Below are 14,416 nucleotides of genomic sequence, written 5' to 3'. Positions count from 1 at the left end.
ACCGTATCCACATCTGCAACAAGAACCCAGTCACTCACAGAGAACTTAGGAATAACTGATATGACAACAAGAACACCAACTAAATCCGTTAAAGAAAACTTGGGTATTTCAGATACAATTCTATTCAAAGGCGGATTAAGGATTGAAACACGTGATATCTCTGATACACTTATTGGAGGCTCTACCTACACAATATCTCCAAATCCATACGGCGGTTTATCGTTAATAGTAGTTGATAATGGTGCAAACGACAATGACAATACTACAGGAAGAATTTCCTTTGGTTCAGCTCCATTTGGCTCATACAATATTGCAATGACTACGATACCGTCAAGCTATAATGTTCTAGGAAACACCACAACGGATGAAGTACATCCAACCGAACTCAATGGAACTTCAGTGTTCAGAGTAATTCTTCAGTCTGCAAACCTCTCCATGATGCCCCCTACAATAGTTACCGAAGCTCCATCACTAAACAACACAACCTATGAGACTTGGACTGGATCTTATGTTGCAACTATAATCAATGAGACTTCAACTCACACAATTACAAAAGTGCACGAATTACCACATATTATATCAGTAGGAAATGAAACATCACAACTTAACGATGCAATTCTTAGACAGACCTCAGTCAGATTAAACTTGTCACTGTCAGCACAGACATCAGGTCAAACTATAATGAATACACTTGGTATACAGAACTATTCTATACCAAAATTTGCTAACATCATATCTGTACTCCCCAGCTTTGTAACTACTCCTTCCGGTACTTCACAATATGTCGTGTCACCCCCAATAGATACAATGGTTTCAGGACAAAAAATTGTCATTCCAGTAGAATCTAGTCTATTACCATCATACGGTGGCTTGAGACAGCTTACTATAGAATCAATGGATGGCAAATTACCTTCTGGTTCAGCTTCTAACGATTGGTTTGTAATAGAAACGGCATCCAGTATTCCGTCAACAATTGGCAGTAGTGGGATTTCAGAGAGTAACGTCAATTTATTTGTAGATGTAAAGTACAGATACGAAGAAGATGGAACAGGATTCAACTGGGGTTCTTCAGACAACCTTGTTTCAAACCCAACACTGAAACTAAGTGTTGCAAAATCAAGTAGCGTGATATCTGACGCTAATGGATGTCCAGTTTTGAATGCATACACGTTCAACACCAGTCTCAATAAATGGGTGCAAACTGGATTAACCGTTTCATCACTGACATCAATTGATGCAAATAGATGCGAATTAGACCTGAGTGCACAACACTTTAGTAGATTTAGCTTATCGTCCACTCCGTCATCTACTGGTTCCAGTACAAGTACTGGCAGTACCGCAACAGGTGGTTCTGGCGGAGGCGGTGGAGGCGGAGGCGGAGGCGGTGTAGGCGGAATCGGTACAAGTTCAGGAATTGGATTTGGAGGAAAGCTAGGTAATCCAGTAGTACTATACCAAATATCATACGATGCGTGTGATGAAAACATGGTCAGGATAATAGCTGGCATGTATGGTACAGAGGCAGCACCGCCAAATGTCAAGATAAGAACGCCAGAAAAAGAAGTTTATTCAGCAACATTAGCAGATAATCAACCGTACACAGAAATCAACAAGGCATTGTCAATAAGCAGATACGTATACGAAGCACCAATTAGCTCAAACCAAAAATACTTTGTCGTTACTGCAGAACAGGTAAGCGGAAGAATTGCAACATCAACATCCTATCTAGTTAACGTGTACAGCTGCAGTGATACCATAGTGGTCAACCCAATGACTGATCTCGACGGTGCAGGAACATTTGAGCCCACTGTAGAAGTTGGACGACCAAACATATTTGACATAAAACTCCAAGTAAACACTAACAAGCCAATTCAAGCAAGCACAATAAACCAGTTTGTAAAAGGAACAGATCAGGTTGATATAACCTCAATAATTGATACTACATCTGCACCAACACGAGCCGAATTGAGAGTAGCTGCTGCAGGAGGAAACTATAGCAATTACGCCGCAGTAAAGATGGATATTACACAACTCCAAAACATCACTAACACCTATCTTGCATCAGCAGAAGTACCAATATCATTCTTGCAAGCACCAGCAATAGTTTACTGGATTCATGTGATCAACCAAGAGAATAAGATACAAGACTCTGAAAAATACTATCTTGGAGTCAAACCAACGTATACCATAGATGCAAAAATAGAACTTGATTCACCACCAAGCAAATCAGAAGGATCAACCTACAGGCCAACTGCATATATCTATAACAATGGAAAACCACTATTTGGTTCAGTATCACTATTGGTAGATGACAGGGAAGTATACACATCATCAGAATATGTGTTCAACAATGGGCAGTCAGTAATCGACCTAGAGTGGTCCATACCCAAACTAGGGCAAGATGCAAAATACGATATCAGCGCAAGGCTCAACCTGTATGATAACCACATCGACACTACCAAGACAGTACTGAGAACGTTTGAACCCACAAAATCAATTCCGATATCCGAGTCTGTAAGTGCAACCTCCGTAGTCGATGATGCAGGAAAAACCATAGCTAGGGTAGGATTGATGTATTCGTCTGATAACAATGCCAATCTGCACTACAGGGTGGTATCACCAGATGGCACATGTGTCATTGGACAATCTGACTCATGTCTGGTAAAAGACTCCACTACTGGTAACAGAGGAAACACAATAAGTGTAGAGATCGGCGAGCAAATCTACAGGATCAGATATTCAGGACAAGATAGTCCTCTGGAGAGATTCTCTGTAACATCTATTGATCCGATAATTGGAACATGGCATATTGCATTGGAATCTGATGATGGCATACTTCCAGAGGCTCAAGCCATGGAAAATGTATTGGTCAAATTGAAATACAGATCAATGGTATCAGATCTGATAACTGTTGCTTCAGACTAGGAAATCTTACCAATCTGGAACCATTTATCAAGTAAAAATTCCATTTTTCCTATATAGTATGGTAATTCACCATGACCAATGATGCTGAAAGTGCACCATATGTTTCCAAAACTGGTAAAATCCAGTTTAGGTTATAAGGTAACATGGGATAATTGACAGGTAACAAAAATGAGAAAGATTGTTTATTTACTTTTTGGATTACTACTTACATTTAGTATACAACAAGCATCTGCTAATCCATCTGCAGACTTGCGCGTAATTGTAATTGATCCTGAGGCTGGATTTGGAGGATCATTAACATTTTCTACTGTTCCATCAAATGGCGATATATCTTCAATAAATAATGTTGGTGACTTGGATTATGCAGAGCGTATTGCAGTTTTTGGCGGAAATGTTTATGTCGCAAATGTTGACAAGATCTCGAGGATAAATCTGAATGCACAAGGTCAACCAAATCCCTCTCTTGGCAATAATGTTGAAGATATTACAGGAGTCATTTTTACATCGCTCACAGGAATTGCATTTGACAGCAATGGAATGATCTACGTTGCAGATTCTGATAACCAAATTTATTCAGTGAGCCCAACTGGAGCACCAACAGCTGGTAAATCACCTGCATCAATTAATCCGGCATTTCTAGCCATACGGGATATTACTATTGACAATAATGTCCTTTACATTCTTGACACTGCTGCAGAAAATGGCGCGGGTGCAATCTACAAAGTTGATCTTACTGTATCTCCGCCCCCATTAGGCTACAATGCAGTCATGGTGTATTCAGGTACATCTGATGAATCTTTAGCTACAACAAATAGTATAGCAGTACGTAATAATGAAATATTTGTTTCAGGAACATTTAGCTTTGGTCCAGGAATAATTAAAATCGATTCTGTTAATCCGTATCCAGCAGTAGAATTCTCTGATAACACTAATGGGGAATTGTCATTCCCCTTTGGTCTTGCAATTGACACGGCAGGAAATGATTTGTATGTAAGCGATGACATTGCTGATACAGCCGATCTTCCATCCATCTATCGTTTTAGTCTAGCTAGCACACATCCACAGCCAACATTTGTTACAAGTAATTTGCTTGCGGCGCCTGCTGGGCTTGCCACACTTGTAATATCTGCGCCACCAGCTGATACGCAATTAAGCATTACAAAAAATGTTAACGCTACAACAGCACTTCCAGGACAAGGACTACTTTATACTATTAAAGCAACTAACATTGGGCCTGATCCTGCAACAGCAGTAAGGATTCACGATTTCTTTCCTAATACAGGTACGGGTCGAGTTGAATCATACCTGAATCAGACCAACCAATTGTCGTTTACAACAGAAGTACATGATGTGAGTGCAGGTACGTTTACCCAAACAGGGCATTGCGAAAGACGAGGTGCAGATCTGTATACTGTAGACTGTGATAATTTTGGCACACTTGATGCGGGTGACTATGTTTTAGTAAAACTAGAAGGTAGTATTAGTCCGGGTGCTCAGGGCACACTGGTAAATAAGGCAGTTGTGGAGAATTTTGGTACAACTGCTGAAGCCACTGTTCAAACAGATGTAAACCCATCCGTTGTTTTTTCATCTGTTACAAAGACATCCACTCCATTTACTGTAACTGCAGGATCTGGTTCAATTGATTATATTATCACAGTAGATAATCATGGTTCAGGTTCGGCAAATGCTAATGGAGTAATGATAACTGATACACTTCCAAACGGCATTTCTTCCATATCAATAACATCAGAGCCATATCCAAATTCATGTCAGATCCTGCCTCAACTAGATACTTTTAACCAATTAAGCTGCGGCCCTTACAATATTAGTAACAATGATCTTCTTGAAATACACTATACTGCCGATGTAGGTCCCAGCTCTAGAGATCCATTCATAAATCAAGTCAACGTAACGTGTACTAACTGCGCTGCAACACAATCAACATCTACCTCCACAACCATACTGACAGAATCAGATCTCTCACTACAAAAACAAGTTGACAAGACCTCTGTAACCGCAGGGCAAGATTTCCTATTGTACACAATAACAGTAACTAATGATGGCCCATCTGATGCAGATCATATTATAATAACAGATAGTCTGCCGTCAGGTGTTACCTTCAACGCACCTACTTCATCTCCCGAATGTTCATTTGATTCACAAAATAACAATGCCATATGTCATCTAACAAATCCAATACCACCAGGAGAATCCCATATTGTGACCATGAATGTTACAGTTAATTCTAGCACTACTGGGACTTTAACAAATACCGCAACAGTAACGAGTGATTCTACAGATCCCTATCAAGGAAATAATCAGGCTAGTGCAGATCCTGTTGATGTCATCTCAACAACGGATCTCAGCCTTTCCAAAATGGGTCCTGTCAATACTGTAGCTGGAAGAACAATAATATACAATTTGAGTGTCATAAACCACGGACCGTCAGACGCTGTTAATGTCAAAGTGCAAGATGAACTTCCGGCAGGACTAACTTTCATTCCGTATTCAGCACCTAACTCACTTAGTGATCCGAATTGCCAATTTAGTTTAGGATTGATAGTATGTGACTTTGGAAATATGCAAGCAGGTATAACACAAACCAAGTCAATTCAAGCACAAATTGCATTAACTGTAGTAGGTACTATACACAATACAGCAGAAGTATTCACTGATAGTGACGATCAAAACCCAGATAATAACATCGCAATGTTGGATACTATAGTAGCTGCCCCGTTCTGTGGTAGAGCAGAATCTGATTTTGTTAATGTTATTTACGGAACAGAAGGTAAGGATAACATCAAGGGAACCAACCAAGACGATCTCATCTTTGGCTTGGGTGGAGATGACAAAATATCTGGAAAAGACGGAAATGACTGTATTGTTGGTGGAGATGGCAATGACAAAATCTGGGGCGGTAAAGGCAACGATGGAATTGAGGGAAACACAGGTAATGACTATCTGTACGGACAGGACGGAACTGATACCATAACTGGTGGAGACGGAGATGATAAAATCTGGGGCGGTAAAGGCAATGACACACTTGACGGAAACGGGGGAAAAGATCAGATTCACGGTCAACAGGGAACTGATACCATAACTGGTGGAGACGGAGATGATAAAATCTGGGGCGGACAAGACAATGACACAATTAATGCGGGAGATGGAAATGACAGAGTCAACGCAAACCAGGGAGAAGACAATGTCATAGGTGGAGATGGACACGACTGGATTAGTGCAGGAATTGGCAATGATGTTGTAAATGCAGGATTAGGAGATGACAAGATATTTGGCGGTCCTGGAAATGACAATCTATTTGGAGAAGCGGGAAACGACATAATTCATGGTGGTCAAGGCAACGATTTGTTAAATGGCGGACCAAACAATGATCAGTGTAATGGGGCACAAGGCACAAACACGTTTGTTGATTGTGAGTCACAAAAACCAATGAACGAGGAAAACGAGGAAGCAGAAGAGGATGAGAATGATGACAACAATGAAAACCATGGAAATGACAACAATGGAAACAATAAAGATAACAAAGATAAAAAGAAGAACTAATCTAACTTCTAAATTAAGCGTTTGAATAATTAATAATTTACGGAAATGAGGTTGCTTTTAATAATATGGAGTCTATATCCAAAATTTTTATCCTCTGTTGCTCCATAGTGTCCCTGCTTCGCAGAGTGACTGTGTCGTCTTGTAAAGTTTGATGATCAACTGTTATGGCAAAGGGTGCACCAACCTCGTCTAGTCTCCTATATCTCCTTCCTATTGCTCCAGAATGATCCAGAAATGCATCATACTTTCTTTTTAATTTTAGATGGATCTCGTCTGTTTTTTCCTTGAGGCCATCTTTTTTAACCAAGGACAAAACTCCAACATGAACTGGTGCCAAGTATGGTTTAACGGAGAGAACAACTCTGTCGTTTTCTTTCTCTTCTCGTAAACAATGCTCTAAAATGGTGTAAAGACTTCGATCAATTCCCATTGAAATCTCAAAGACATGCGGTAGAACCTTTTGTTCATCGTCGAGCACCTCAAATTTCTCCTTACTCTTGTTTGCATGGCTTGTAAGATCGTAGTCTGATCTATAGTTACACGCGACCAATTCAAGCCAGCCTATTGTGGTTTGAACCTCAAAATCAAAAGCAACTGTAGCATAAAACGCCTTTTCTTTTTCACCCAGTCTTCTAAATCGGCTCTTTGTAACATCGATTCCAGTTTTCTCGTAAAATTCTGTCAATATTCCCAAGTAATATGCAACAAACTTGTTTGGAATAGCTCCAGATTCGACTGCCTGCTTACAGCTCATCGGTTTTACCTCATCATCTATTTGAATTCGAATTATGGTGTCCTGGATCTCAGAAAATCTCTCCAAATCGTTTAGCTTGTTTGGATTGCAAAAAACCTCAATTTCTGCCTGGTAAAACTCTCGCAGCCTTAGGAGGCTCTGTCTTGGGGAGATCTCGTTTCTAAAGCTTTTTCCAATCTGTGCAATTCCAAGTGGAAGCTTTCCGCGCATTGTCTTGAACAGTCTTGGAAAGTCTACAAAAATGGACTGACACGTTTCCGGCCTAAGATATGCAGGCTCTCCTTCTGGGCCTATCTCTACTTTGAACATCATGTTGAATTTTCTAGCCTTATCGAATTCTCCTTTGCACTTTGAACATCTGATGTTTTTTTCAGAAATGGCCTTGTCGAAATCTGCAAGGTCTGCGCTTTCAGGTATCTCTATTTTGGATACCTCAAAGATCAGCCTGTCCGCTCTAAACGTAGAGCTGCAGTTTTTGCATCGAATTATTGGATCTGCAAAGCTTGCCAGATGACCGGATGCCTCAAAAACCGATTGTGACATTATTTGGGAACCGTCGATTTCTAGCATTCCGTCACGTCTTACAAGCTCTCGTCTCCATAATTCCAAAAACTTGGACTTCATGCTGGCACCGGCAGGCCCATATTCCCAAAACCCAGCTTGTGCGTCAGCATAAATCTCGCAACTTGGAAAGTAAAAACCGCGCTCAAGTGCCAACTGCATTATGTTATCATAATTCATAAAATTCTCATCATGTACCGAAAATAAATTTCAAGCTATGCAAGCTCCTTTACCTTCTTTATATTTGCAAAGTCATCCCGTATGTCGTCGATCGGCGTCTCTAAGATTATTGGAATTTTCTTTTTGTTGGCAAGCCTGATGACTGTAGCCATACCTTTTTCGCCTATCTTGCCAAGGCCGATATGCTCATGCCTATCCAGATTACATCCTATTTCGCCCTTTGAGTCATTTAGGTGTAAAATCTTGAGATTCTCAAATCCCACCTCGTCATCAAATTTCTTAAATGTCTCCTCAACTGAATTCTCAGTTCTTAAATCATAACCATACGCAAATGCATGACACGTATCAAAGCAAACGCCAAATCTGTCCTTTGGTTTTATCTTTGAAAAGATCTCTGCCCATTGTTTAAAGTCAGAGCCGACAGAATTTTTCTGTCCAGCCGTGTTTTCTAGCAAAACAACGACATCGTTTTTGACCTCTGCGGCCTTGGAAAAAGCGTTAACCAGCTGTTTTATCCCCTTCTCCTCTCCCATTCCCATATGACTTCCAAGATGAGCTACCAAATACGGAATACCGATTTTGCCGCATCTTTCCACTTCCTTTACAAGCGTGTTGACTGATTTTGTGTATGCAGCTGCATTAGGAGACGCAAGATTTGGCAGATATGGCATGTGTGCCACGGTTGCAAATCTGTCTATCTTACTGCTTGCCATTTTTTCTCTGAAAGTCTTGGCGTCTTTTTCGGAAATCTCTTTTGCAGTCCAGCTTCTTGGACTACGAGTAAATATCTGGAACGCAGAACATTCCCGTTCCAACGCATTATCTATTGCGGCATCTAATGAGCCCGAAATAGACACGTGGGCACCTACACGCATACAATGCGATCATTCTCACATAATTTAAACCCGTTTGAAAAAACCCAAATTTTTAATGTCAAACCAAATCATAGTATCTGTGCTAAAACTAGGAACAGAGGAAATTGCAAAATACCCATTTTTGACAGAGGCGGGAAACTATCTCAAAGAAAAGGGCTTTACCCTTGAACAGTTTGGAAAAGACGAGGATCTTAGACCTGTAATTGAAATCGCTTTTCAGCGAATTGAAGCCGCAGCTGATGGCAAGATCTTCAACTCTGATTTCAATGTAAAAAACCTAGATATCGAGGTATTTTCGTTTCTTGTTGCAGTCATACTACTAAAGCAAAGCGCAATGAACACGCTAATCAAGCGATTTTCGCTGGCAGAAGCAAGACGTGCTGAAAAATTCCTTGAAAAGGATCTCTCCAATATGAACAACAAGGCAAAGGAACAACTAGCAGTCAAAATAATCAAGGATCTTTTTTCGATGGATATACAAAAGTCTGATGATTATTTCGTAATTCCTGTCATTGATTACCTAAAACACGCGGCCCATTTCTATGAACAAGAGTGGAAGCTTGTAAACAGGCTAGTTGACAATGGAAATGTCTTTCTTACGTCACACGAAACAGTAAGACTAATCCGAAAAGAACTCGATAATTTCATTAGCTCAAAAATTCACTCTGCTAGCATACCGTCCATACCGGAATCCTTCAAAAAACCAGTTGACGCACTTGTAACTCTCGCAAAGAAATTTTCCGTACAAACTGTCGAAACTGGAGAATCCCCGCCTTGCATAAAACACGCACTTGATGTTCTAAACAAAGGCGAGAATCTGCCGCACTCAGGAAGATTCATGCTGGCAACATATCTTTTGAACAAAGGCCAAACTATAGAAGAAATCGCACCCTTGTTCAAAAACGCACCTGACTATAACGAAAAAATAACATTGTATCAACTCAAACATCTGGCAGGTAATTTTGGCAGCGGAACAAAATACGCATGTCCCTCATGCGACAAATTAAAAAGTGAAAACCTTTGCTTTGCAATCCCGGAATGCGCCAATATAATAAATCCGTTACAGTTTGGAAGGAAAAAAATTTCAAATGCTTGATAAAGACACAAAATTCCTAGAGGAATCCTTCAAAAAATATTATTTTGAGCACTTTGATCTGATTCACACTCATACAAATCCAGAGAGGCGCGAATTTGGATATCAAAAATTTAATTTCGGAATGAACCGGCACATATCAATAAAGTCTGATAAGGAGCTGCATCTTTTGCTTATGACAAACATCCCATCTGACGTATACTGTTCAAATGCAACCTACTTGTTTCCAAATTTACCAATGGCTGAAAAGGATTGGCAGGGTGCAGATCTAATCTTTGATGTTGACGCAAAGGACCTGAACCTTCCCTGCAGAGTTAATCACGTCTGCAAGAAATGTACAACTTGCAAAAATGTTTTTTTACAAAATGATCAGTGCCCAGATTGCAAGTCAACCAAATACGAGACATCGTCAGTACTGTGCCCCGACTGCATTTCCGGCGCCAAAAATGAAATAAAAAAACTGATTTCAATACTGACAGGTGATCTTGGAATAAAAAAAGAAAGCATACAGGTGTATTTTTCTGGCAATGAGGGATTCCACGTGTATGTTCTGGAGTCAAACTATGAAAAATTAGATTCACGACAGAGGGCAGAGATTGTGGATTATATCTTGTTCAAGGGAGCAATGCCTGAAACGTTTGGTGCAAAAAAATCCGATTTTTCCAAGTCTGTATTTTCTGATTTAGATGAGAAAGGCTGGCTCGGCAGGGTGTCAAAACAAATCTTTGGATCAAAATCAAACAAACCAAAACTCTCAAAACAACTGATTTCAGAGGGCTATTTCTCATTTAAGAAAAAACTAGAGGATCTGCAAAAAATCCTAGGTGCACAAATTGACCCAAACGTGACAATTGACGTTCACAGGATATTCAGACTGGCAGGAACCATAAACAGCAAAAGTGGTCTCTCAAAAATACCAATTTACGATCTTGAAAAATTCAATCCTGGAAATGATGCCTGCTTTATGGGCGATGACAGAATCACGGTTCTAGCCGACTGCCCTGTTGAGTTTAAGCTAAAAAATAAAAAATTTGGCCCATACAAAAAAGAGCAGGTTAGCGTACCAAAATATGCCGCAGTCTATATGATCTGTAAAGGATATGCGACTCTATCCTAGTCACCAAACAAGCAAATTCACTTAATTCTAGCAGGTAAGACATTAATTTGTCGATAAAGGAGCAAACTTGATTTTGTATAGCTCCTCCACTGAAGCAAATTCGTCACCACCGGATGCTGGTAAGTACATACGGTTAGGAATAATTGCAATAATTGGAATCATTATACTGGTTATAGTCGGAAACCAGGGCGTCATTTTATCTATGAATATGACAGAATTTGGCTACCAGTTTACCAAGCCCCTATACTACTCGATCGTCTCTGCACTGGTTCTTTCTGCTATAGCACTAGTCAACGTGGACATCAAGAACCGCTCATCAATTGTTTGGTATTCCATACATGTCATGATTACATTTTTGAATAGAACCACGCATGATCCTGTCTCTAAAAACGTCACTAGTTTTAGAGACTATAGGCTAAGCGTGCCGCAGTTTGTTATCTGGCAAATTACTAAGATCTTCCTCTTTGGGGCGTTTTTTGTAAACGTAATGTTTGGCCTTGCCGTAATAGATATGGTTGATAATAACGAGCTTGGAATTGACAATCTATCAAAACTCTTTTCCCTGCCGTTTGTAACTCCGCAATCATCAGATGCAGCACAAACCGTAATCTCACTTATTCCAGCACTTACAATTCTTGTCCCGTCACTGCTTGGCGTTATTGGGATAAGACTAGCGCTCTATGTGGGTCTCCACTCAATTGTAAAAGTGATTACCTCATACATGTATGACTCAGCACAAGGCAAGCCAAAATTCCTAAACTACGTCTCCACAATTGAAGCCGTAATTGGAATTGGAATAATCTGGGCTGGAATCAACATGTTCTTCACAGAACAAATTGACTACAACACTAGATACGTAATTGGAGGCACACTGGTTGCCGGGTTTATTCTGATTGGATTTTCAATATTTGACAAGATACGCTCCAAAGTTCTGACTCATCCAATAAAACGCGATATCTATATTCGCGTTCTGGTACTAATTGCAATCGCAATAATTGTGGGTTCAGTCATGGCAGTCAATAACAGTATTGCAGACACGAGGAAAATCGAATATCTTGGCCCATACACACAGCAACAAATCGCAGTAAACAGATACCTTGGGGAATTAGACAAAGTAAAAGTAAACGTAAACGACGTCAAGCTTGAATCCGTTTCCCCAAATAACATCAAAAGTTACATTGAACAAAATCAAGACATTCTAAGCTCAATTAGAATATGGGACTGGGAAGCGGCCTTTGCCAAATTAAAGCCCGAAATAGGGCAAAGACAATACGTGGAGTTTGACGATAACGATATTCTGAGGTTTAACAATACAATGTACTGGGCCGCGTCAATGAAACCGGTTCTCCCGTCAACAGTAAGCCTTGAAAATCGTTGGTACAACGAACATTTGGTATACACGCACATTCCAAACGGCTTTTTGACACTTGATGCGACAACTGGCCAATCAATTGACAGCGACGAACTCTTTGCTCAAAGATCCATCTATTATGGTGAAGGTGGACTCTTTAGCCAAACATGGTCTGCATACCCCACAAACCGTCAAACAAGCGCAGAACTAGATGGGGCATTATACTCTGGAAATGGAGGAATCGATGTCTCGCCGCCTCTCAGCTGGATATTTGAGCCAAACTTCCTCCTGTCATATCCAACAGATTCCATACATGTAATGCGATACAAGGACGTTAACGACAGGATGCAGACACTCTACCCGTATTTCCTGTATAACATGTTTGGTCAAAACGTGGATTTCTACCCAGTCACTGACGGAAATAAAACCTACTGGCTGATTCCGCTTATTATCGGATTTGATACAAATTCGGTGCCTTGGTCGATGGGCAACCCATACCTGCGTTTGGTTGGATTTGCTCTAGTTGATACCTATGATGGCGACATTACACTACTCAAATACGGAAACGACTATTTTGCAAAAATGATACAGCGTCAATACAGCGATAAATTCGTCGAAATCCCATCATGGCTATCTGAGCAAGTCAGGTACCCACAGGAATTATTCACATGGAAGACAGAAATGTATAACATTTACCATGTTACTAACACTGAAGAATTCATACAGGCAAACCAATTCTTCAAGATACCAGACAGGCTTGAAGCGTATTACATAGAAGCAAAGCCGCCGGGATTTGATCAGACCAAATTCCTAGGACTGCTCTCACTTGAGCTCAGGGTTTCCCAAGGAAGAAATCTTTCTGGATACATGATAGTAGAAAACGATCTGCCTACACTTGGAAACATGCAGTTCTATCAGGTGCCAACGAATTCAACTACGAAATTAATCGGTCCTACAGCGGTACGGGAAGCGTTAGAAAAAGACACCGACTTTTCCCAGCTAAAGACCCTCTTGAGAAATCCTCGCATCGGAGACAATATTCTATACCGTGTGGGAGATCATGATGTTTACTTTATTCCGGTGTACACTGCAGGTTCCGGCGAAGGCGTCGTGGCACAGCTGGGAACAATTGCTGCCGTGGGCGCTGCATTTGATGGGGAATACTATGTCGGCCTTGGCAACACCCAGGAAGAGGCGTTTGAAGCCTATCTTCACGAACTTTCAGGCGCAGTACCTACATCAACATCAAAAGATGTGATTAGCCATGACAAAAACGCCAGAATCCAGCAAATAAAATCACTAATCGAGGAAAAGAATTTGCAGATTGTGACGCCAACGTCCATTCAGATTCCGCTCTCATTCAAGGAAGGCGAGATCTCATACTATACACAGTCTGATCTTGACGCAACAAGCGAGCTTACTTCAAAGTTTGTTGACGACTTTGTCATACCAAGAAGCAAAAGAATACTCATGTGGCAAGATGGTGATGCGTTAAACATTGGAACAATCATAACCGTTGATAATGTCACAGAACTTCACTACATCTCAATTGGAGTAGGCAAGTAGTTGCTGTTACTGGTCGACAACGGATCAATATATACAAAAAACATTACTGACTTTCTCTCTACAAAAAAAATCCCCTATGTCTCATTACCTTATGATGATGTAAAACTGGAAGAATTGGGCAAGTTCCAGTCGTTCATTTTGTCTGGAAGGCGCAAAAATAACAAGGAAATGAACGCAATAAACTCTAAAATAATAAACCACGCTGTTTTGGAAGACAAACCATTACTGGGAATATGCTATGGCGCAGAAATTCTTGCTCTGACAGCTGGAGGTACCATTAGAAAAATGAAGACACTGCAAAAGGGAAACTCCAAGGTTATGACCGTACGCGAAAATCCCCTATGTGATGGAACAATCGAGGTATACCAGAGTCATAATTTTGAGATCTCGCAACTAGGCAAGTCATTTACTCATATTGCAAAATCAGAGT

At 40.5% G+C, this 14,416-nt stretch carries 8 protein-coding genes; 6 read left to right on the top strand and 2 right to left on the bottom strand.

The window, feature by feature from the left end; translation table 11 throughout:
• Together NKMY2_RS10685 and NKMY2_RS10165 are read left to right on the top strand one after the other, a co-directional pair.
• A partial coding sequence (locus NKMY2_RS10685; protein ID WP_042683900.1) for a hypothetical protein occupies positions 1–2,925 on the top strand: 2,925 nt, incomplete at its 5' end.
• Positions 2,926–3,093: 168 nt separating this feature from the next.
• Positions 3,094–6,489 (top strand): DUF11 domain-containing protein, encoded by a 3,396-nt coding sequence (locus tag NKMY2_RS10165; RefSeq protein WP_052347454.1) that lies wholly within the window; start codon positions 3,094–3,096, stop codon positions 6,487–6,489.
• 37 nt (positions 6,490–6,526) lie between these two features.
• Here NKMY2_RS10165 and glyS read toward each other — a convergent pair whose 3' ends face one another.
• Together glyS and NKMY2_RS01690 are read right to left on the bottom strand one after the other, a co-directional pair.
• Positions 6,527–7,984: a glycine--tRNA ligase gene (gene glyS, locus NKMY2_RS01695; protein WP_042683899.1), complete on the bottom strand. Its 1,458-nt coding sequence runs from the start codon at positions 7,982–7,984 to the stop codon at positions 6,527–6,529.
• 35 nt (positions 7,985–8,019) lie between these two features.
• On the bottom strand, positions 8,020–8,859 hold the full coding sequence (locus NKMY2_RS01690; RefSeq protein ID WP_042683898.1) for a deoxyribonuclease IV: 840 nt from the start codon (positions 8,857–8,859) through the stop codon (positions 8,020–8,022).
• Between the two features lie 79 nt (positions 8,860–8,938).
• On the opposite strand from NKMY2_RS01690, the gene NKMY2_RS01685 reads away from it, so the two are divergent.
• The 4 genes from NKMY2_RS01685 to NKMY2_RS01670 form a co-directional block, all read left to right on the top strand.
• Positions 8,939–9,955, top strand: a complete 1,017-nt coding sequence (locus NKMY2_RS01685; RefSeq protein ID WP_042683903.1) for a DNA primase — start codon at positions 8,939–8,941, stop codon at positions 9,953–9,955.
• Entirely contained in the window at positions 9,948–11,069 is a 1,122-nt protein-coding gene (locus NKMY2_RS01680) for a DNA primase small subunit domain-containing protein (protein WP_042683902.1), read from the top strand. Before NKMY2_RS01685 ends, NKMY2_RS01680 begins: the two co-directional genes overlap by 8 nt.
• 73 nt (positions 11,070–11,142) lie before the next feature.
• The gene (locus NKMY2_RS01675; RefSeq protein ID WP_042683901.1) at positions 11,143–13,986 is read left to right on the top strand and encodes a UPF0182 family protein; all 2,844 of its coding nucleotides are present in this window, start codon (positions 11,143–11,145) and stop codon (positions 13,984–13,986) included.
• The coding region (locus NKMY2_RS01670) for a glutamine amidotransferase-related protein (RefSeq protein WP_042683897.1) at positions 13,987–14,416 on the top strand (430 nt) is incomplete at its 3' end.

Source organism: Candidatus Nitrosotenuis chungbukensis, assembly GCF_000685395.1.
GTDB lineage: Archaea > Thermoproteota > Nitrososphaeria > Nitrososphaerales > Nitrosopumilaceae > Nitrosotenuis > Nitrosotenuis chungbukensis.
Note: the sequence above shows the minus strand (reverse complement) of the source record. Positions and strands in the feature narration are given on the sequence as shown.

Excerpts from the sequence above, each read along its gene's own strand:
- NKMY2_RS10165 (WP_052347454.1), top strand. The coding sequence starts at position 3,094 with ATGAGAAAGATTGTTTATTTACTTTTTGGATTACTACTTACATTTAGT.
- glyS (WP_042683899.1), bottom strand. The coding sequence starts at position 7,984 with ATGAATTATGATAACATAATGCAGTTGGCACTTGAGCGCGGTTTTTAC.
- NKMY2_RS01690 (WP_042683898.1), bottom strand. The coding sequence starts at position 8,859 with ATGCGTGTAGGTGCCCACGTGTCTATTTCGGGCTCATTAGATGCCGCA.
- NKMY2_RS01680 (WP_042683902.1), top strand. The coding sequence starts at position 9,948 with ATGCTTGATAAAGACACAAAATTCCTAGAGGAATCCTTCAAAAAATAT.